The organism is Ferrovum myxofaciens (genome assembly GCF_013181415.1).
GTDB lineage: Bacteria > Pseudomonadota > Gammaproteobacteria > Burkholderiales > Ferrovaceae > Ferrovum > Ferrovum myxofaciens.
The window spans coordinates 2627312-2645356 of the sequence record NZ_CP053676.1 but is presented as its reverse complement, the minus strand read 5'-3'; the positions used below and the strand labels follow the sequence as shown (position 1 = coordinate 2645356).

Genomic DNA, 18045 nt, shown 5'->3' with positions numbered 1-18045 from the left:
ATAGCCCCCTCCTTTCCAGGACCATCGGCGCAACTTTCCCGGACCCCCCGCCCATGGCTCTTCACCTCGGACGGGGTTCCCCCCAATTACTGGGCCGCCGCCAGTTCTGCCGCCAGTTCTGCCGCCGTCTTGCCCACCACCGATTCATCCACACGCTTCATGATCCCGTGCTCCATCAACAAGTCTTCCAACTCGTCCATCGTGATCGGCGTCGGAATCGTCCCATTCCCCGCGTTCGCATGAATCTTCGTCGCCAGGCTCCGGTACTCATCCGCCTGCTTCGAATCCGGTGCATATTCCAGCACCGTCATCCGCCGCAGTTCCGCATGCTGCACAATGTTGTCGCGGGGTACGAAATGAATCAACTTCGTGTTCAACTTCACCGCCAGCGATTCCGCCAACTCCAGTTCCTTGTCCGTCTGGCGCTCATTGCACACCAACCCCCCCAAGCGTACGCCACCGGAATTGGCATACTTCAAAATCCCCTTCGAAATATTGTTCGCCGCATACATCGCCATCATCTCTCCCGACATGACGATGTAAATCTCCTGTGCCTTGTTCTCCCGAATCGGCATCGCAAATCCACCACACACCACATCCCCCAATACGTCATAGGAAACGTAATCCATGTTGTCGTAGGCCCCTTCCTCTTCCAGGAAGTTGATCGAGGTGATCACGCCCCGTCCCGCACATCCCACACCGGGCTCAGGTCCACCGGATTCCACACAGCGAATCCCCTTGAAACCCACCTTCATCACATCTTCCAGCTCCAGATCCTCCACGCTTCCCGCATCCGCCGCCAGACTCAAAATCGTGTCCTGTGCCTTCGCATGCAGAATCAGACGCGTCGAATCCGCCTTCGGATCACAACCCACAATCAGAATCTTCTGACCCAAATCCGCCAGCGCCGCCAGGGTGTTCTGTGAAGTCGTCGACTTCCCGATCCCACCCTTCCCATAAAATGCAATCTGTCTCAAATTAGCCATCTCTTTCTCCTTGGAATACAGTTAAATTGAATAGCAGTCCCTAAATTAATCTTGGTTCATCGGGTTTTGTAACTCAACAACTTGAAAAACTTTTTTTATCACCCACAAACCGAAATATATTTTCCGGTTTGTGTACAAACTAAGCAATGTCCGTGCCATTTCCGATAAATCATCACAACATATTGTTTATATTTAATTATTTTACAAAATCGAAAAAATATCAGGGACTGATCAGTTGTTCGGTATCCAACACCCCTGTCATGAATCATGCAAAACATTCCAATAATTCCAACAGGGTGTTTCAATTCCTTCGAAAGATCCGGCCGGGAAATCTTTTTCAACCGTGGAAAAATACAGGGAGAGTTTTCAAGCCCGAACGACCAATTCCTGTACAAAGTCACCCAAGGAAATATCGAGTCGCTCGATCCCCTGCTCCCTCAGGAATCTATCCTCGTTTCTTGTCAACTCTCCTGGCAAAACAGCCCAGTGCTTGAGGGCGGACCGTTTCATGATCTGGCGAGCAAAAGTTCGCTCCAGTTGATTGCTGAATCGACACCCCATGAAGACAAAGTTCTTACCCGCACGAATGCGTTTGACCGCATCTGGAATGGGGGTCTGAATATCGATTTCTGTCATGACTTCGACAAAATCCGTATCCGACACGAGAAAGTTATTCCCTGGAGAAATTGAACCCAGGGGCTTATAGATCAATTTGCTCCAGTTATCAGCCTGACTTGCTTCAACAAGATCCCCCCCCGACTGATAGTAGTGAACCCAGGTGCCAAAATGTTCAGACTGACTGACTCCGTGCACCTGCCCCCAATCACCGCCGGGTGACATTGCTCTCTGCATGGCATTGTCATACCAGACATCGACGATCAAGGCGGGCCCCAAAGGAAGGCGCGCAAGATAATAATGAAGGGGGCTTGGCTCCACTTGCGGCATGAAAGCCTCGGTCATGATTCCGGCCAAACTTTTCCGATGCTTGAAGTTTTCGATGAACTGAGCTGCAGCCGTCAGGTTCTTACGAACCTTATGCGGAACAGAAGCTTTTGAAACCAGTTTTTCCACCAGAGAATTCGGGGAATTGGGCACCGGGCAATTCGGCACGAGATCCAATACCCCTGGGCCCAGATAGGGAATAAACCGGCCTGTTTCCAGGCCATCCCTGATCAAGCCGATCTCGTTCATACCGAGATTTCCTGTTTGAGTACGTTGAGTTGTTCGGTAGAAAGCCTGAAAACACCCCGGCCGCCTGAAAGAGATTCATAGCAATTTTGAGTATTACGACTCAAATGATTGAACCAGTTCTGGGCCGTCAGCGCAGATGGGCGCTCACCAATTTCACTGACAGTCGCGTCATTGTTGAAGCGTACATGAATCATGATATTTTCCATGGTGTGTCGTACTCCTACATGAAACTGAGAATTTCAATGGTGATATTTTCACCGCCCAATAATGCCTGACAAGCGAGCCTCGATTTGGAACCAATCCCAACAAGGGTATCGAGTTTTTCGTTTTCGACTCGCTGAATTTTGGAAAGACTTTTTTTCCCTTCTGTCACGAATATATGACAGGAACCGCACTCAGCCTTGCCTTCACACTTGTGAGGAATACTTTCGCCAGAATCAAGAATGGCGTGAAGAATACTGACTCCTTCCGCTGCTTCAATTTTTTTCCCCGAGGGCATCATGGTTACAACAGGCATTTCATTTCTCCTTTATCTATCAATAAATAGCCGAACCGGCTCCTACATTCAATGAAGCATCTTTGGTGATCTTGACGATGAAACCCACTTGGTCTTCCGTTAAATGCCCATGAAAGGGCAAGACAATGACTCTATCTGCCACCTTTTCCGTAACCAGAAAATTTCCCTTTCGGTAACCTGCCTTCTGGTAATAGGGCTGGAGATGGGCTGGCTGGCAATAAGCCGCCGCTTCAACCCCTTCGGTATGTAGATCATGGATGATGGCGTCACGACTACTTTTCGAAAATCGGGTACCCAGATGAATCAGGTAGAGAAACCAATGAACCTCATCGACATCCTGGGCGATGTAAGGGTCTTTGATTCCTTCAAAGGAACGCACATGATCGTAGTAAAAATCTTCAACTTCCTTTCTTCGTTCCAGGATTCGATCAATCCGCTGTAACTGGACCAATCCCAGAGCAGCCGTCATATCGCTCATCACGCATCCCCAGGGTAACCGTACCCCAGCAATGACAGAAAACCGTTCATCCTGACGACGATTTCTGATTTGCCTGATGGCGGAATAAAGTTGGGAATCGTCTGTCACGATCATTCCTCCCTCTCCACAAACCAGAGGACCTGGTTGCGAAAAGTCGAAAATCGCCAGATCTCCAAATGAACCCACCGGCTTGCCCTTGTAAACTGAGGCAATGGCTTCGGTGGAATCCTCGATCAATAAAAGACCCCGTGCTCTGGAAAGTTCCATGAATTCATCCCAGGGTGCCGGATGACCGTTGGTATTTCCCACCAGCAATGCCCGTGTGCTCGAGGTAATTTTAGTTGCAGCCTTGACAGGATCCAGGGTTCCTGCCCAGTAATCGATCTCCGAAAATACCGGAGTTGCCCCACAATGAGAGACTGCATGGCTGATCTGATGCCACGCATAGGGAGAAGCAATCACCTCATCCCCAACACCGATTCCCTTTGCCTGCAGGGAAATCACGAGGCCCAGGATTCCACTATGAACGGCAATGGCATGTTTGCGGCCAAGAAAAGCAGCAAACGCCGTTTCAAATTCCTCGACCTTACTTCCGTGACTGATTCTAGGTGACCTCAGAACCTCTGAGACACTTTCTATTTCAAGTTGGCTGATGTCGGGATCCGAAAGCGTGATCATCGCTTTTTTTCCACCACAATCACCCCCGTGGCCTCAAGCAGTTCCTGGGTAATCTTCCAACAGTGATCCCGACCATCCACCAGATGGATATCAAACTCCTGACAGCTTCTGAAGGGCGTATCACCTGCTATATCAGAGGGCTCGCAACGAGTCAGTGAAACTCCGGGAAATCTCTCTTTGAACATTGCCGACAGACTTCTTCTATCTTCACACTCTTCGAGAAACTGCTCGATCATTTCAATATCGATATCCATTTCATCCCTCGCTTTTTCTGGCCTCAACGGTTATGGGTAACTTGGTGTCTGCCTCCATTTCCGGTAGTTCCAATACCCAGCCATTCCCAAGGGTAACCTTCCCTCCCCAAAGTCCAGGCTTTTCCATGGTAAGGATGGGTTCTTCCAGATCCTTCTTGGGAACATAGATCGAGTGCCCCCCCGTTGCATTTTTTCTGATCATGACTTTCATTGAATCTTTCCCCTCATGTTGTCGATAATGTCCGGCAATACGCCCAACAAATGATCCACCTCCTCTTTTGAGGTGTCACGACCAAGAGAGAACCGTACTGAACTTTCCGCGCCCAGCCCCAATCCCATCGCCAGCAATACATGAGAGGGGTGATTTCCTCCTGCAGTACAGGCAGCGCCGGTTGAAACATGAATCCCTAGTTGATCAAGCTTATCCACGATCACTTCGCTGGAGAGACCATGAAAGCAAATGTTGCTGGTATTGTTGACCCGCAGGGCATTCTTTCCGTTGACTCGTGCAAACGGAACCATTTGCAGAACCTGAGATTCCAGATAGTCTCTCAACCAGGCGATTTCTTTCCAGTGGGAGTTTTGTGCCAGGATTCCGCACACCACCCCCAGCGCAGCGATACCCGGAAGATTTTCAGTCCCCCCACGCATTTTTCTTTCCTGATGACCGAAAAAAATGGGGGGTAACCACTGCTTCTTCCTCACAAATAGGACGCCGATTCCCTTGGGAGCATGCATCTTATGGCCTGACAATGAAAGAAAATCAGCCGCCGTTGACTTCATGTTCACTTCAGCCTTGCCACAAATTTGCACGGCATCGGTGTGAAACAATGCTCCGCTTTTATGAGCGATCTCTGCAGCAGAATTCACCGGAAAAATCACTCCAGTTTCATTATTGGCCCACATCAGAGAAACCAGAGCAGTCTCTTCGGTCACGGCACTTTCGAGATCGGACAAGTCGAGATTCCCATCGCTGTCTACACCCAACTTCGTCACCCGATAGCCCTTTTTTTCCAGATCTGCCAGCAGTAGCAGCGTCGAAGGATGTTCTACCCTACTGGTGACAATTTGCTTCCTGCCAGGCAGAGCCGCGCAAGCCCCCAGAATCGCCATGTGGTTACTCTCAGTACCCCCACTGGTAAATATGATTTCCTGAGGGGCAGCCCCTAAAAATTCCGCCACCTCTCCCCTGGCCCTGATTAATCTCTGTTTGGCTAATTGGCCAACACCATGGGTGCTGGAAGGATTTCCAAATTCGCTCATAGCCACAATCACAGCCTCCAGGCATTCCTTGGCAAGCGGTGTCGTTGCGTTGTAATCGAAGTAAGTCATGGCCAAAATTTTCTATGTTTATCCTGATTAAGTACGGTCAGAAGCAGCGGTAACGTTTCAAATTCGGACTCAAGACACCAAGTTCCATGGCTGTGATCCTTTCGATAAAGTTGCCATGTTCCACTCTCCCTGTTGAATTCAATCCTGGCAATGTCGATAGTCCCACCTGTCTTATCAATATTCCGGGAACAACAAGGACTCCTGACTTCGTATCCCCCGGGAATGGAATGCACTTCCGGGGAAACATAGCGATACCTGCACCTTTCGGATAATTTTTTTTGAATTCTTTTGAAATCAACTTCATTGGGATGTGGATACCTTTCCAAAGAACCCTCCCCATCGTCCAGGTGCCGCCGATCTTCAGAGGGATACCAACTCCTCTTCCAGGCAACCCACCACCAATCCTTCAGCGAACTCCACCAGATAAACCGGGGTATTGGTCTCTTCATGACTACCCACTTGAACGATCTCGCCGCTACACCCAGTCTTCACGAGTAGATCGCCCGGCTCCTTTCCAGGAAAGGTTCCATCGTTCAAAAGATCCGTTATGGCTGTGACCGGCTGTCCCCACTGATACTTTGGAATTCTTTCACCTATCATGATTTCACCTAGGCCTGATAACGGGGGTAGTTGTTATCGATGACGCAAGTGTTTTCCACAGGACAGACAGCCACACACTGCGCATCATCAAAATAACCGATGCATTCCGTACATTTTTTCGGATTGATCACAAAGGTTCCATCCTTCTCATAAATCGCTACATTCGGGCATTCCGGTTCGCAGGCCGAACACGCGGTACATTGGGATGAAATGATCTTGTACGCCATTTTGGTATTCCTCTCGAAGTTGATTCCACTCACACGACCCAAATCATGAGCAACAAGCATGCCAATTCAAAACTTACCAAAAAAACATAAAATATCCTTACAATACAACCAATTTTAATTTGTTTATATCCATACATCCCTGTCTCATCTGTCGCAAACGCGACAACCCTCCAGTGGTTCAATGCCTCCAGTGGTTCAATGTTTGTTACCTGAATCGCTCTATTTTTTTGTTTCCCCCCCTTTTTCCAGTCATCCGTCCTGCTCTTCAAGGTTCTGAATTCGTCTTTCAATGGATCTTTGTCGAAATTTCCAATCACTTCTCCCTATTGGCACAACTATTGCTCAGGGTTAGGTAATGCCTGAATATCCGGGGGTTGACATGACTGTAATCATTAACGATGTAACGTTACGCGACGGCGAACAAACCGCTGGAGTGGCTTTCAATGCGGAAGAAAAAATTGCCATTGCCTGCGCGCTGTCAGAATCCGGGGTTCCCGAGATGGAGGTAGGTATTCCAATCCTTGGCCCGGAAGAACAGGAAATCATCCAGGCGATCACAAAAATGGGACTTTCTGCCCGTTTGATGGTGTGGGGCAGAATGTTGCATGAAGACCTGCTTGCCATGGCAAAATGTGGGGCTGACATCGTCAATCTGTCTATTCCAGTTTCCGACCTTCAGATTTTCAATAAAATCGCCCGGGATCGAAAGTGGGTATTGAATACCATTAGCCGTCAGGTCAGCGAAGCCCGGGATCTGGGCATTGAGGTCAGTGTTGGTGGGGAGGATTCTTCCCGCGCCGATTTGAACTTTCTGATGCAGGTCATGGAAACGGCGCAAATTGCGGGAGCCAGAAGATTTCGGTTTGCAGATACCATGGGACTACTGGATCCCTTCACGACCTTTGATCGAATCCAGCAGTTGAAAAGAAATTCGGACCTGGAAATCGAAATTCATGCCCATGATGATCTTGGTTTGGCTACGGCTAATACCCTTGCCGCCGTCACTGCCGGTGCGACCCACGTCAACACCACGGTCAACGGTCTGGGGGAAAGGGCGGGTAATGCACCCCTTGAGGAAGTCGTCATGGGCTTGAGACACCTTTATGGCATTGAAACGGGTATCAACGCGCGTTGCTTTCCGGAAATATCAGAACTGGTCGCATGCGCCTCTGGCCGTCCGATCCCTGCCAATAAATGTATTGTCGGCAGTTCCGTTTTTACCCATGAATCAGGGATTCACATTGACGGCCTACTCAAAAATGTAACTAATTATCAAAATTTTGACCCCGCTGAAGTAGGTCGTGAACACTGCCTCGTCCTGGGAAAGCATTCAGGCTCAAAATCCGTTCTGAACGCCTACGCCAAACTCGGTATTCTGCTGAATGATGCCGAGGTCAAATCAATCCTTGGTCGTATTCGGAATCACGCGATTGCCAAAAAGCAAACTCCCAATGCCGGAGACCTGAAACGCTTCTACGCGGAAACTCTATCGATATTGCCCCCTCCTCACTGAGGGCCCCCTGACTCAGAGAGGTCGTTTTAAGAATTTTGTTTGATCAGGTTTGTCGTGTTTGCTACATTTATTCTGGTGATCATAATTAACCATTAATTATCAACTGGATAATTTTGGCACAGGAATTGCTTAGGTTACTGTTGTAGTTTTAACCATCGTTATATAGTTAACTACATAACGATAATCTCTTCGCACACAAACTCAACAAGGTTAAATCACCATGACTTCACTCATAAGCAAATCAACCTCATCACGATTGATCAGCGCAGGACTGTTTTCCCTGACGTTCAATGCCTTTGCCGATCCGGATCCAAATTCTCTTTCCTCCGATTCTCCTGAATCCAGCACGAAGGATGGCTGGTTTGCCACCGTCGATAAAACTCAGGAGGAACAGCCCCATTGGATGACCCCACTGGTGACGGTGACCCCGCGCCTGGAAGAAGAGTATCGCTACGATCAAATCATTCAGAACAAGACAGGGGGAACCACACTGACCAACAACGGGGGCGGAAAGGGACTGGAATTGATTCCCTCCGAACATGTTGAAGTCATCATCGGGCAACCTGGCTACATGAGCAACCAAACTCCCAAAACCACAACCTCGGGATGGGCGGATGAATCGCTTCTCATGAAATACCGATTCCTGTCTGCCAACGAAGAACATGGCAACTATATCGTCACGGGCTTCATGGGGGTGAGTCTTCCAACGGGGAGCACCGCTTTTACCCAGAACTATACTGTTACCACCCCGACTCTGGCGGTTGGAAAAGGTTGGGGAACTCGGGATCAGGGGGTAAATGTACAAAGTACATATAGTAAAAGTTTTCCGTCTGGAAACCAGAATATTTTTGGCGAACCCACCGTCTGGAATACCTCGTTTCAAGGGCATTTTTCCAACTATTTCTGGCCAGAAATCGAAACCAGTTTAACCCGATGGGAGGGGGGTCTACTCTCCGGGAAAGATCAGATGGTCGTCACTTACGGTATCATCTTCGGTCGAATTCCTCTCGAAGGCCGAACCAGACTTATTCTGGGTGTGGGGTATCAAACGACCAACATGAGTGGATTCAGCACCTTTGGTAATGGCTGGGTCACTTCGGCCCGACTGGCATTCTAATTCAGCAAGAAAACGCACGATCGGTGGGCTTGACTGCCACAAGCCCACCCTATTTCCTTTTAACGAACTCTTTCGGCATGAGCCAAAAAAGCGTGGTGCCCCCCTTCACAATTTTATGTTTATGAAAAGAGCCCATGACCTATACTGACCCACTCACGCGACTTTGTCGTACCCCAAAAAACCATGGCTGACATTCAAACAGTGCTTTCCAGGACATTCAATAATTTTTTTGAATCTGAAAAGTCGAGCGGTATTCTCCTGATTTTCTGTACCCTCGTATCACTTGCCCTTGCCAATTCATCCCTGGGGCATGACTATCTGGGTTTCTGGCATGTCCCTATTGCTGGCCTGACCATGGAACACTGGGTGAACGATGGGTTGATGGCAATTTTTTTTCTGTTTGTGGGTCTGGAGTTAGAACGCGAACTTTACAACGGTGAACTTTCAAATCCAAAAAATGCGCTGTTACCGGTAGTTGCTGCACTCGGCGGGATCAGTGTCCCGGCATTGATTCATTTCATGCTGAACACAGGAACCCCGACTCAAGCCGGAACCGGCATACCGATGGCGACAGACATCGCCTTTGCTCTGGGTGTGCTGGCCATGCTGGGCAGTCGGGTGCCAGCGTCACTGAAGATATTCCTGACGGCACTCGCCGTGATCGACGATCTTGGCGCGATAATCGTGATTGCCCTGTTTTATACTGCGCAGTTTTCCCTGATCCATTTGGTCAGTGCGCTGGGCGTATTTATTCTACTCCTCGTTCTTAACCGGGTATTCAAGGTCATGTGGATGCCGCTCTACTTATTGGGCGGAGTTCTGATGTGGTTTTTTATGTTCAAATCCGGTGTTCATGCCACCATTTCCGGGGTCCTGCTCGCCTTCGCCCTTCCCTTCTCAGCCAAGGCAGAGGACGAAGAATCGCCTTCTCACCGACTTGAAAATTTTCTGCACAAACCGGTGGCTTTTATGATCCTGCCCCTGTTTGCCCTGGCCAATACGGGGTTTATCATCGGACCCGCATGGCAAAACAGCCTGGCGAGCAGGAACAGTTGGGGAATTATCGCAGGCCTGGTGATCGGCAAACCAGCGGGTATTACCCTGGCGTGCTTCCTGGCTGTCGTAATAAACGTCTGTCAACTTCCCCTCGACTTGAAGTGGCGGCACATTTTCGGAGCCGGTCTCCTAGGGGGAATTGGCTTCACGATGTCCATCTTCATCGCCAATCTGGCCTTTTCCGGCAAGGCGGAAATCATCGATGCATCAAAATTGGCGATTCTTCTATCGTCCCTTGCTGCAGGGACACTCGGTTTTCTTTGGTTGAAACTGTCCAACTCTGAAATTCAGAGTATGGAGTAGCGAACCCACAGGTGATGTTCAGCCCCCGGAGCCAGGGTGATCACGTCCTCAGCCGCGTTGGCATTTTCCACACAGACCATGTGAAGATAGCCTTCCTCTCCCATATCGCCCAATTTTGCCGACTTTTCAATCCAGGGATTCCAGACCACTGTGGATGCGCTCCCGTTCTTGGTAATCCGGATTTGGCGTTTCATCAGAGGATCCTCAATCAGAATATCCTGTGTGGCCCCCAGATAGATACGGTCGGTTTCCTGCGTAAAATTCACCGACCCTTTCTGAACCTTGCGATCCCCACCCTCCACCTTGTCAAGGTAGATGCATTCTTCCAATCCAAGCAAGCGAACGGTACGGACATCTTCCACCCGAAAGTAGGTATGGAGGGCTTGTCCAATGATTATCGGTTGGCTTCCCAAGTTGTGGGTCACAAGATCCACTTCCATGTGAGAACCGATTGTGATCTGGCTCTTCAGGGTGGTGGCATAAGGCCATTGATTTTTTGGAAATGCGGTTTCCGGAAGGAGGAAGGTGAGTTGAGTGGTTCCGTCTGTCTGCGTTTCCACGCGCAATATTTCCCACAGGGCAGTGCGCGCAAAGCCGTGGGCAGGGAAATCCCCTTGCGATTCGTGCGGTCCGAACCATGGCCAGCATACAGGAGCACCCCCCCGGATCGACTTTCCCTTCAAGAAGGAAGCTTCTTTTGACAGCCAGATGACCGGTTCTTCGCCCTTCGGCACCCAACTCGTCAGTTGAGCACCCTGAAGAGCAATGCGCGCAGAGGCCCATGGGTTGTTCACATCCACATGAATGAAACCGTTGGAGTCTTGACAAAAACTCACTTGATTCGGAATACCATGGCGATGATTCAATTCGGCAATACTTTCCACCTTTCCTCCTCAACAAATGGACGGACGATCCTGTTTCAGGGTCATCGTCTCACAATTGGATCCTGAAGACCAGAATTTTGGAAAACCTCTCCCAGACCTACCGAACCGTTCTGGTCTCCGTATCCTAGAGGGCAAGAATCCATTTTTTCCATACCGGTGGCGCGTGGATCCACCTCTATGGCTTATCATAAGCCCCATGGACAAAAAAGAATCTTGGGATGTGATCGTCATCGGTGCAGGCGCAGCGGGCATGATGTGTGCTGCTCAGGCGGGACAACGGGGTCGTAAGGTGTTACTGATCGATCACGGTCGAAAGTTGGCCGAGAAAATCCGTATCTCCGGGGGCGGGCACTGCAATTTCACCAATCTTCACTGTGCACCGGATAATTATCTTTCCCAGAATCCACACTTCTGCCGTTCTGCCCTCACGCGCTTTACTCCCCAACATTTCATTGCTCTGGTGGAACGTTACGGCATCCGCTACCACGAAAAAACCCTGGGACAATTATTTTGTGATGGCAGCGCCCAGCAGATCATCGCCTTGTTACAGAGTGAATGTGGACAGGGGCGGGTAAATTGGCGCATGCCCTGCGAAGTGCAAACGGTGGGCCGAAATGAAGAAGGATTTCAGGTGGCGACGAACCAGGGCCTTTATCAGACCCAGGCGCTGGTCATGGCCACTGGGGGACTGGCCGTCCCAGCCATTGGCTCGACCCCGATGGCTTATCAAATCGCCGAACAATTTGGCCTGACGGTGATCTCGCCCCGTCCGGCCCTGGTACCGCTGGCCCTGGAACCTGAAACCCTGAGACAGTTTGGCGATTTGTCCGGCCTTTCCCTGGAAGTCGAAGTCTCTTGTCGCAAAGGACGTTTTCGCGAGTCCCTGTTATTTACCCATCAAGGAATTTCTGGCCCGGCTGTTCTGCAAATTTCTTCCTATTGGCAAAACGGAGATTTCATCTCCATCGACTTATTGCCAGACAAGGACGCTGAAACCTGGCTCCGCGCCCATGGTTCCAGTCGAGTTCGGATCGATAATTTCCTGGCAGAGGTCTTGCCGCGCAGATTTGCGCAGCAATGGTGTGCCGCCCATAATCTGTCAAAACCACTCTGCCAGTTTACCCCACCGGAACTACGAAAAATCGCGGATGCCCTCGAAAACTGGCGGATCCGACCCTCGGGAACCTTGGGTTATAACAAAGCCGAAGTTACCCTGGGGGGCGTTGCCACGGAGGGCTTATCGTCCAGAACCATGGAATCCAAAGCAGTTCCGGGGCTTTACTTTATCGGGGAAGCCGTGGATGTAACGGGACATCTGGGTGGATTCAATTTTCAATGGGCTTGGGCCAGCGGAAATGCTGCCGGACAGGCGGTATGAATCTTTTGGCTGATTTCCGCACTGACCGAAGAGAATTAGCAGCAAATTTTGGACTTGACCTCCCTTTTCAAGCATAATTGCCTGTCATCGGCAACGATCCAGCCAACATTCCCAATTTAAGAACATGGACAATCCACGTGTCAATCAGTATGTCGTCACGGGGGCAGCACGTCGCGGCGGAGCCGCCATCGTACGATCACTGCATGACGCTGGGTACCGCGTCATCATACATTGCCGTACCTCCTCGCAGGTTGATGCCGACATTCTTTACCATTCCTTGAATGCTCAGCGTGCGCACAGTGCTCGACTCTGGGTGGAGGATCTGTGCAATCCTTTTCCCCCTCCCTTCTTTTGTACGGACATCGATGGCATCGTGGCCAATGCCTCGGATTTTTCCCCGACAGACCTCGATAACTACGAAGACCACCTGGAACGGGATCTGGGCAGCCACCTTTATGGCCATCTACGCCTGATTCGCCAATGTCGTGACTCCTTGGTAAAACGGCAAGGTGCTATTGTCGCCATCGGTGATATTCACTTTCATCGCCCGGCGTCCGGTTACCTGACCTACCACATCGCCAAGAATGCCCTGATGGCCGCAATGCAAGCCCTGGCCGTGGAACTTGCGCCCCAGGTTCGGGTCAACACCGTACTCCCCGGTCACTTTGACTGGCCGCACAAATCCCAGGCGTTTGCCGAAGAAAATCAAAAAAGAATCCTGCATGCAGTGCCCCTGAAGCGCTTGGGCCAGTTTGATGAATTGGCTCGTGCCGTTCGTTTTTTATTGTGCGAAGCCACTTTTACCACCGGCTCCTTTCTGACCGTTGATGGCGGTCTGTCACTCCATATCGAAGGTTAAAATGCCCCTGACCCCTCCCCTTTCTTCTGATTCTCTTACCCGTTTCGTTCTGGAGGGCATTGACCTCGAGTTAGAAATCGGGATCAATGCCTTTGAAATAGGCAAACCCCAGAAGGTCTCTCTCACGGTGAGTGTTGAAGTGCCCGACACCCTCTGCCACATTGCAGATTCACGGGAAGGATTGCTCTCTGGCTACGACTACAACCACGTTTATGATGCCATCAAGCAAGCCATCTCCGAACCTGTGACGCTGATCGAAGTGCTGGCCCAGCGAATCGCCGATCTCCTTTTGCGTAATCCCGAAGTCCGGGTTTGCGAAATCAAGGTAATGAAGTACCGGATGTGGCCAGAAGTGGCTACGGTGTCTGTTTCCATCCGGCGTTCTCAGCCTCTCAGACCTGGGGCCGTATAAAGGAAGGTCGAGAAAGCGCTATCCTTGACAAAAAACAGGGGCCTGTAGGATAATCTCGGGTTCGGGGTGTAGCGTAGTCTGGTAGCGCGCCTGGTTTGGGACCAGGATGTCGGGAGTTCGAATCTCTCCACCCCGACCATAGAGAGTCGACCCGAGCGAGTGCCCGTAGCTCAATCGGATAGAGCACCAGCCTTCTAAGCTGGGGGTTACAGGTTCGATTCCTGTCGGGCACGCCATTCCTATTGAATGACGTCGGCACCCGGAGGGGGAGTGAAATGAAAAGTATCCGGAGTGAATTTTGGATCTTTCTCGAATTGAGTAAACACGATGCTGAGGGTATGTCCAAAACTATCCCTCAACTCCATCCGCGCCAGCGCCTGATCCGTAAATCCCATTTTGACCCATTCAAACCCTGATTCCGTACTTTTGGGTTTGGCCATCACCCATTCCAACCCCTCGCTCTCCCCACCCTCCGTAACCACATACCCTTTCTCCAAGGCATCATCCCCCGCCAGTAAGGCGGCCGGAGTACTGCCCAAACTCTGACTCATTTTTTTTCGGGTCACCTGCTGCAAATCCGGATCCCAGATCCAGAGGGTCTGACCATCTGCCACCAAGGTCTGTGGATAAGGACTACGATACTCCCAACGAAACTTGCCCGGCCGCGAAAACAGGAAGACGCCCCGACTGACGGTTCCTCCCGTATCTCCCTGTCCCTTGAGGTTGCGCTGCTCGAACTGTGCCTCTCCCCGACGCGTGTCGCGCAGAAAAGCATGCAGACGGTCGAGACCGGAGGCGCTGGCCCACCCCATACTTCCCATCCACAAAATTACGCCGAACCACAGTTTCCATTGCTTCATTCCCGCCCTCCTCCCACCAAGACATCCCGACTGCCATTGGTGGCCATACTGGACACCAAACCCGCTTTTTCCATATCTTCAATCAAGCGCGCCGCGCGGTTATAACCAATCCGCAAGTGGCGCTGCACTTGAGAAATCGAGGCTCGCCGCGTTTCCAATACCAATGCCACGGCCTGGTCATACAGAGGATCCTGCTCTCCAGTGGACTGCCCTGGAGCCGTTTCCGGATCCATGCCCTCCTCGATTCCTTGCAACATTCCTTCCACATAGGCCGGTTTGCCCTGCGCCTTCAGATAATGCACGACTTGGTGCACCTCGTCATCGCTCACAAAAGCCCCGTGCAAACGGTGCGGATAACCGGCTCCTGTGGGCATATAAAGCATGTCTCCCTGACCCAGCAACGCTTCTGCACCCATCTGGTCGAGGATGGTGCGTGAGTCTACCCGACTGGAGACCTGAAAGGAGATACGGGTGGGGATATTGGCTTTAATCAGCCCAGTAATCACATCCACCGAAGGACGCTGGGTCGCCAGGATCAGATGAATCCCCGCAGCCCGTGCCTTCTGGGCAATCCGCGCAATCAATTCTTCCACCTTCTTGCCCACCACCATCATCAGATCCGCCAATTCATCGATCACCACCACGATGAAAGGCATCGGTTCCAGTGGCTCCGGAGTATCTGGGGTCAGAGATAAAGGATTCATGAGTGGTTGTCCCTTGTGGAACGCCTCATTGATTTTTTGGTTGGCACTGGAAAGGTTTCGCACTCCCAATTGTGACAAAAGTTTATAACGACGATCCATCTCTGCCACACACCAGTTCAAGGCATGGGCCGCTTCCTTCATGTCTACCACCACCGGTGCCAAAAGATGTGGAATCTCGTCATAAACCGACAATTCCAACATCTTGGGATCCACCAGAACCAGACGAACCTGCTGCGGTGTCGCTTTATACAGCAAACTCAGGATCATGGCATTGATGGCCACGGACTTTCCAGACCCTGTTGTTCCCGCCACCAAAAGATGGGGCATTTTGGCCAGATCCACCACCACCGGATTGCCAGCAATGTCCTTACCCAGCGCCAAGGTAAGGGGCGAAGCCATATCTCCATAGACCGCTGCCCCTAAAATTTCAGAGAGTCGTACGGTTTCGCGCCGCGCATTGGGTATTTCCAAACCCATGCAATTCTTTCCCGGAATGGATTCCACAACCCGGATATTTCCGACGGTCAGAGCACGTGCCAGATCCTTCACCAGATTGATGATCTGACTCCCTTTGACGCCCACTGCCGGTTCAATTTCGTAGCGCGTGATGACAGGACCAGGCAAGGCAGCCAATACCTTCACGCTGACATTAAAATCCGCCAATTTTCGTTCGATCTGGCGCGACGTGAATTCCAGCAATTCCTGGCTCACCGATTCCCGTACAGAATTGGCCTCGTCCAGGAGTTTGAGGGGGGGCAGGGTGGAATCGGGAAGATCCTTGAACAGGGGCACCTGACGTTCCCGTACCGCCTGCATGGAAGGCTCGATTTGGGTAGTGACCGGCAACACCTGCAAAGGCTCGTGATCTTCCTGTAATTTGCGGGCTTCCTGTACCAAGGTCTGGCGTTGCTCACCAGCTCGACGTCCCACGCGCCGATCAATGGCCACACTGCGCTTCGAGTTGAAGCGGCGGAAGAGATTTTCACAGGTCGCTCCCAAGGATTCCGCCAAGTGTAGCCAGGAAATCCCCGTCATGAGTGAAAACCCCAGGGCCCATGCCAACAGCAGAAACATGACCGCCCCACTCAGTCCGACCCCCTGAATGGCCCAACTGGCCAGTTCGCACCCCAGCACGCCACCACCGCCACTACAGGTCCCTTCGCCCATGGCCTGAAGAGGCAACTCGAAATGCATTCCGGCCAGACGCATGGCTTCCAGCCCTGCGCTGGAAACCACCATCAGCAGAAACCCCAGTCCCATCAGAACGAACCAGTACCGAGGTACCGGCGACACAGTTTCTTTTGCCCCGCTGAAGTTCGGTTCGAGTTTGAGATAACGATAGCCTCGCCAGGCCACCCAACCCAGAACGACCACGAACCAACCCGCTGAAAACCCGAACAGATAAAGTAAAAAATCTGCCAACCAAGCCCCCACCCGTCCACCCGCGTTGGCCACATGGGAGATGGAGACTTCCCAGTCAGGGCGATTGACCGCCGATCCCAGGGACCACCCTGGATCGGTCCGATGATAGGTCAACAGGGACAAAGCGAGATAAAGTGCCAGCAATACCACCAGCAACAACAAGGCCTCGCACAACAGACGGGTCAACTTCAGGGCAAGGGGAGAATCACTCATGGGCTGATTATAGCCTTTCTGACTTCGAAACGATTAAGAGTCATCGAAGGGAGGATGGTACAATCATGGGCTGATTTAATTACGGGAGAAGACCATGCCCAAACGCCGTCATTCACGTCTACTGATCCTGGGCTCCGGCCCCGCCGGTTATACTGCGGCAGTTTATGCTGCGCGCGCCAACCTCCAACCGGTATTGATTACCGGGATTGCTCAGGGAGGCCAGTTGATGACCACCACTGAGGTGGACAACTGGCCTGCCGATGTGCATGGTGTCCTGGGACCGGATTTGATGCAACGCTTTCAGGCCCACGCCGAACGTTTTCACACCGAAATCCTCTTTGACCAAATTCATCGGGCGGACCTGAACACCCGTCCCTTCGTCCTGGAAGGGGATGACGGAGTTTACACCTGCGATGCGCTGATCATTGCCACCGGTGCTTCCGCACTTTATCTGGGCCTACCTTCGGAACAAACATTCATGGGACGCGGCGTATCAGGCTGCGCCACCTGTGATGGTTTCTTCTACCGGGGCGAGACAGTCGCCGTGATCGGGGGAGGCAATACGGCAGTGGAAGAAGCGCTGTATCTCAGCAATCTGGCCGCTCACGTCACCCTTGTTCACCGTCGTGACCGCCTTCGTGCCGAACCCATTCTGGTGGATCGACTCATGGAAAAAGTGGCGCAGGGAACCCTGAGTATTCGCTGGGATCATGTACTCGATGAAGTATTGGGAGATGAGTCGGGAGTCACCGGAGTACGTCTGCGCCATACCTCCTCCGGAATCCCTGAAGAATTGACGGTCAAAGGCGTGTTCATCGCCATTGGTCACCGCCCCAACACGGAACTCTTTGTCGGCCAACTGGAAATGGATGGTGGCTACCTGATCACACGTACGGGTCGCACCGGAAACATTACCGAAACCAGTATTCCCGGCGTATTTGCGGCAGGTGATGTGCAGGATTCAGTTTACCGTCAGGCCATCACCAGCGCCGCCACTGGATGTATGGCTGCCCTTGACGCCCAGCGCTATCTGGAAAGTTTGGCCCATGCCGGCTAAGCCA

General features: G+C 51.5%; 22 protein-coding genes and 2 tRNA genes. 9 read left to right on the top strand and 15 right to left on the bottom strand.

What is annotated here, in order from left to right:
• Positions 1 to 86 precede the first annotated feature (86 nt).
• From nifH to HO274_RS13150, 12 genes are all read right to left on the bottom strand, one after another.
• On the bottom strand, positions 87 to 986 hold the full coding sequence (nifH, locus tag HO274_RS13200) for a nitrogenase iron protein (RefSeq protein WP_031595775.1): 900 nt from the start codon (positions 984 to 986) through the stop codon (positions 87 to 89).
• Between the two features lie 366 nt (positions 987 to 1352).
• Complete coding sequence (locus HO274_RS13195; protein WP_273120373.1) at positions 1353 to 2177, bottom strand: SIR2 family NAD-dependent protein deacylase; 825 nt, start codon at positions 2175 to 2177, stop codon at positions 1353 to 1355.
• Positions 2174 to 2383, bottom strand: a complete 210-nt coding sequence (locus HO274_RS13190; protein ID WP_031595773.1) for a hypothetical protein — start codon at positions 2381 to 2383, stop codon at positions 2174 to 2176. Before HO274_RS13190 ends, HO274_RS13195 begins: the two co-directional genes overlap by 4 nt.
• Positions 2384 to 2397: 14 nt before the next feature.
• Positions 2398 to 2694, bottom strand: coding sequence for a 2Fe-2S iron-sulfur cluster-binding protein (locus HO274_RS13185; RefSeq protein WP_031595771.1), 297 nt, complete (start codon positions 2692 to 2694; stop codon positions 2398 to 2400).
• A gap of 19 nt (positions 2695 to 2713) precedes the next feature.
• Positions 2714 to 3850 (bottom strand): DegT/DnrJ/EryC1/StrS family aminotransferase, encoded by a 1137-nt coding sequence (locus tag HO274_RS13180; protein ID WP_062187600.1) that lies wholly within the window; start codon positions 3848 to 3850, stop codon positions 2714 to 2716.
• Positions 3847 to 4104 (bottom strand): hypothetical protein, encoded by a 258-nt coding sequence (locus tag HO274_RS13175; protein ID WP_273120369.1) that lies wholly within the window; start codon positions 4102 to 4104, stop codon positions 3847 to 3849. Before HO274_RS13175 ends, HO274_RS13180 begins: the two co-directional genes overlap by 4 nt.
• A gap of 1 nt (position 4105) precedes the next feature.
• Positions 4106 to 4315, bottom strand: coding sequence for a putative nitrogen fixation protein NifT (nifT, locus tag HO274_RS13170; protein ID WP_273120367.1), 210 nt, complete (start codon positions 4313 to 4315; stop codon positions 4106 to 4108).
• On the bottom strand, positions 4312 to 5436 hold the full coding sequence (locus HO274_RS13165; protein WP_273120365.1) for a cysteine desulfurase family protein: 1125 nt from the start codon (positions 5434 to 5436) through the stop codon (positions 4312 to 4314). The genes nifT and HO274_RS13165 overlap by 4 nt, the downstream gene beginning before the upstream one ends.
• Entirely contained in the window at positions 5433 to 5885 is a 453-nt protein-coding gene (locus tag HO274_RS13665) for a DUF3024 domain-containing protein (protein ID WP_082783118.1), read from the bottom strand. The genes HO274_RS13165 and HO274_RS13665 overlap by 4 nt, the downstream gene beginning before the upstream one ends.
• Positions 5797 to 6036 carry a nitrogen fixation protein NifZ gene (locus tag HO274_RS13160; RefSeq protein ID WP_031595764.1) on the bottom strand — a complete coding sequence of 80 codons (240 nt, stop codon included), beginning with the start codon at positions 6034 to 6036 and terminating at the stop codon, positions 5797 to 5799. The genes HO274_RS13665 and HO274_RS13160 overlap by 89 nt, the downstream gene beginning before the upstream one ends.
• 8 nt (positions 6037 to 6044) lie before the next feature.
• The gene (locus tag HO274_RS13155) at positions 6045 to 6263 is read right to left on the bottom strand and encodes a 4Fe-4S binding protein (RefSeq protein ID WP_031595762.1); all 219 of its coding nucleotides are present in this window, start codon (positions 6261 to 6263) and stop codon (positions 6045 to 6047) included.
• 29 nt (positions 6264 to 6292) lie between these two features.
• A complete protein-coding gene (locus HO274_RS13150; protein WP_273120361.1) occupies positions 6293 to 6580 on the bottom strand; it encodes a hypothetical protein in 288 nt (95 codons plus the stop codon).
• 62 nt (positions 6581 to 6642) lie between these two features.
• Here HO274_RS13150 and nifV point away from each other — a divergent pair, with 62 nt between their 5' ends.
• The 3 genes from nifV to nhaA all read left to right on the top strand — a co-directional run bounded on the left by nifV (position 6643) and on the right by nhaA (position 10252).
• Positions 6643 to 7776 (top strand): homocitrate synthase, encoded by a 1134-nt coding sequence (nifV, locus tag HO274_RS13145; RefSeq protein WP_273120359.1) that lies wholly within the window; start codon positions 6643 to 6645, stop codon positions 7774 to 7776.
• Positions 7777 to 7996: 220 nt separating this feature from the next.
• The gene (locus HO274_RS13140; RefSeq protein WP_273120357.1) at positions 7997 to 8893 is read left to right on the top strand and encodes a hypothetical protein; all 897 of its coding nucleotides are present in this window, start codon (positions 7997 to 7999) and stop codon (positions 8891 to 8893) included.
• Between the two features lie 183 nt (positions 8894 to 9076).
• Complete coding sequence (gene nhaA, locus HO274_RS13135) at positions 9077 to 10252, top strand: Na+/H+ antiporter NhaA (RefSeq protein ID WP_273120356.1); 1176 nt, start codon at positions 9077 to 9079, stop codon at positions 10250 to 10252.
• Here nhaA and HO274_RS13130 read toward each other — a convergent pair.
• The gene (locus HO274_RS13130; RefSeq protein WP_273120354.1) at positions 10237 to 11136 is read right to left on the bottom strand and encodes a D-hexose-6-phosphate mutarotase; all 900 of its coding nucleotides are present in this window, start codon (positions 11134 to 11136) and stop codon (positions 10237 to 10239) included. The genes nhaA and HO274_RS13130 overlap by 16 nt on opposite strands.
• 196 nt (positions 11137 to 11332) lie before the next feature.
• Between HO274_RS13130 and HO274_RS13125 the strand changes: the two genes are divergently transcribed.
• From HO274_RS13125 to HO274_RS13105, 5 genes are all read left to right on the top strand, one after another.
• Positions 11333 to 12514 (top strand): BaiN/RdsA family NAD(P)/FAD-dependent oxidoreductase, encoded by a 1182-nt coding sequence (locus tag HO274_RS13125; protein ID WP_273120352.1) that lies wholly within the window; start codon positions 11333 to 11335, stop codon positions 12512 to 12514.
• A gap of 124 nt (positions 12515 to 12638) precedes the next feature.
• Complete coding sequence (locus HO274_RS13120; RefSeq protein WP_031595752.1) at positions 12639 to 13373, top strand: SDR family oxidoreductase; 735 nt, start codon at positions 12639 to 12641, stop codon at positions 13371 to 13373.
• A gap of 1 nt (position 13374) precedes the next feature.
• Complete coding sequence (locus HO274_RS13115; protein ID WP_031595751.1) at positions 13375 to 13785, top strand: dihydroneopterin aldolase; 411 nt, start codon at positions 13375 to 13377, stop codon at positions 13783 to 13785.
• A gap of 62 nt (positions 13786 to 13847) precedes the next feature.
• Positions 13848 to 13924: transfer RNA gene (locus HO274_RS13110), tRNA-Pro, on the top strand.
• A 20-nt stretch (positions 13925 to 13944) separates the two neighbouring features.
• Positions 13945 to 14021, top strand: a tRNA-Arg gene (locus tag HO274_RS13105).
• Between the two features lie 3 nt (positions 14022 to 14024).
• Here the strand turns inward: HO274_RS13105 and lolA are convergent.
• Together lolA and HO274_RS13095 are read right to left on the bottom strand one after the other, a co-directional pair.
• Positions 14025 to 14645, bottom strand: a complete 621-nt coding sequence (gene lolA, locus HO274_RS13100; RefSeq protein WP_031595750.1) for an outer membrane lipoprotein periplasmic chaperone LolA — start codon at positions 14643 to 14645, stop codon at positions 14025 to 14027.
• Positions 14642 to 16984, bottom strand: a complete 2343-nt coding sequence (locus HO274_RS13095; RefSeq protein WP_051861899.1) for a DNA translocase FtsK — start codon at positions 16982 to 16984, stop codon at positions 14642 to 14644. Before HO274_RS13095 ends, lolA begins: the two co-directional genes overlap by 4 nt.
• A gap of 94 nt (positions 16985 to 17078) precedes the next feature.
• Here HO274_RS13095 and trxB point away from each other — a divergent pair, with 94 nt between their 5' ends.
• The gene (gene trxB / locus HO274_RS13090; protein ID WP_031595747.1) at positions 17079 to 18041 is read left to right on the top strand and encodes a thioredoxin-disulfide reductase; all 963 of its coding nucleotides are present in this window, start codon (positions 17079 to 17081) and stop codon (positions 18039 to 18041) included.
• Positions 18042 to 18045: the final 4 nt, after the last annotated feature.

Excerpts from the sequence above, each read along its gene's own strand:
- nifH (WP_031595775.1), bottom strand. The coding sequence starts at position 986 with ATGGCTAATTTGAGACAGATTGCATTTTATGGGAAGGGTGGGATCGGG.
- HO274_RS13195 (WP_273120373.1), bottom strand. The coding sequence starts at position 2,177 with ATGAACGAGATCGGCTTGATCAGGGATGGCCTGGAAACAGGCCGGTTT.
- HO274_RS13190 (WP_031595773.1), bottom strand. The coding sequence starts at position 2,383 with ATGGAAAATATCATGATTCATGTACGCTTCAACAATGACGCGACTGTC.
- HO274_RS13185 (WP_031595771.1), bottom strand. The coding sequence starts at position 2,694 with ATGCCTGTTGTAACCATGATGCCCTCGGGGAAAAAAATTGAAGCAGCG.
- HO274_RS13180 (WP_062187600.1), bottom strand. The coding sequence starts at position 3,850 with ATGATCACGCTTTCGGATCCCGACATCAGCCAACTTGAAATAGAAAGT.
- HO274_RS13175 (WP_273120369.1), bottom strand. The coding sequence starts at position 4,104 with ATGGATATCGATATTGAAATGATCGAGCAGTTTCTCGAAGAGTGTGAA.
- nifT (WP_273120367.1), bottom strand. The coding sequence starts at position 4,315 with ATGAAAGTCATGATCAGAAAAAATGCAACGGGGGGGCACTCGATCTAT.
- HO274_RS13165 (WP_273120365.1), bottom strand. The coding sequence starts at position 5,436 with ATGACTTACTTCGATTACAACGCAACGACACCGCTTGCCAAGGAATGC.
- HO274_RS13665 (WP_082783118.1), bottom strand. The coding sequence starts at position 5,885 with ATGAAGAGACCAATACCCCGGTTTATCTGGTGGAGTTCGCTGAAGGAT.
- HO274_RS13160 (WP_031595764.1), bottom strand. The coding sequence starts at position 6,036 with ATGATAGGTGAAAGAATTCCAAAGTATCAGTGGGGACAGCCGGTCACA.
- HO274_RS13155 (WP_031595762.1), bottom strand. The coding sequence starts at position 6,263 with ATGGCGTACAAGATCATTTCATCCCAATGTACCGCGTGTTCGGCCTGC.
- nifV (WP_273120359.1), top strand. The coding sequence starts at position 6,643 with ATGACTGTAATCATTAACGATGTAACGTTACGCGACGGCGAACAAACC.
- HO274_RS13140 (WP_273120357.1), top strand. The coding sequence starts at position 7,997 with ATGACTTCACTCATAAGCAAATCAACCTCATCACGATTGATCAGCGCA.
- nhaA (WP_273120356.1), top strand. The coding sequence starts at position 9,077 with ATGGCTGACATTCAAACAGTGCTTTCCAGGACATTCAATAATTTTTTT.
- HO274_RS13125 (WP_273120352.1), top strand. The coding sequence starts at position 11,333 with ATGGACAAAAAAGAATCTTGGGATGTGATCGTCATCGGTGCAGGCGCA.
- HO274_RS13120 (WP_031595752.1), top strand. The coding sequence starts at position 12,639 with ATGGACAATCCACGTGTCAATCAGTATGTCGTCACGGGGGCAGCACGT.
- HO274_RS13115 (WP_031595751.1), top strand. The coding sequence starts at position 13,375 with ATGCCCCTGACCCCTCCCCTTTCTTCTGATTCTCTTACCCGTTTCGTT.
- lolA (WP_031595750.1), bottom strand. The coding sequence starts at position 14,645 with ATGAAGCAATGGAAACTGTGGTTCGGCGTAATTTTGTGGATGGGAAGT.
- HO274_RS13095 (WP_051861899.1), bottom strand. The coding sequence starts at position 16,984 with ATGAGTGATTCTCCCCTTGCCCTGAAGTTGACCCGTCTGTTGTGCGAG.
- trxB (WP_031595747.1), top strand. The coding sequence starts at position 17,079 with ATGCCCAAACGCCGTCATTCACGTCTACTGATCCTGGGCTCCGGCCCC.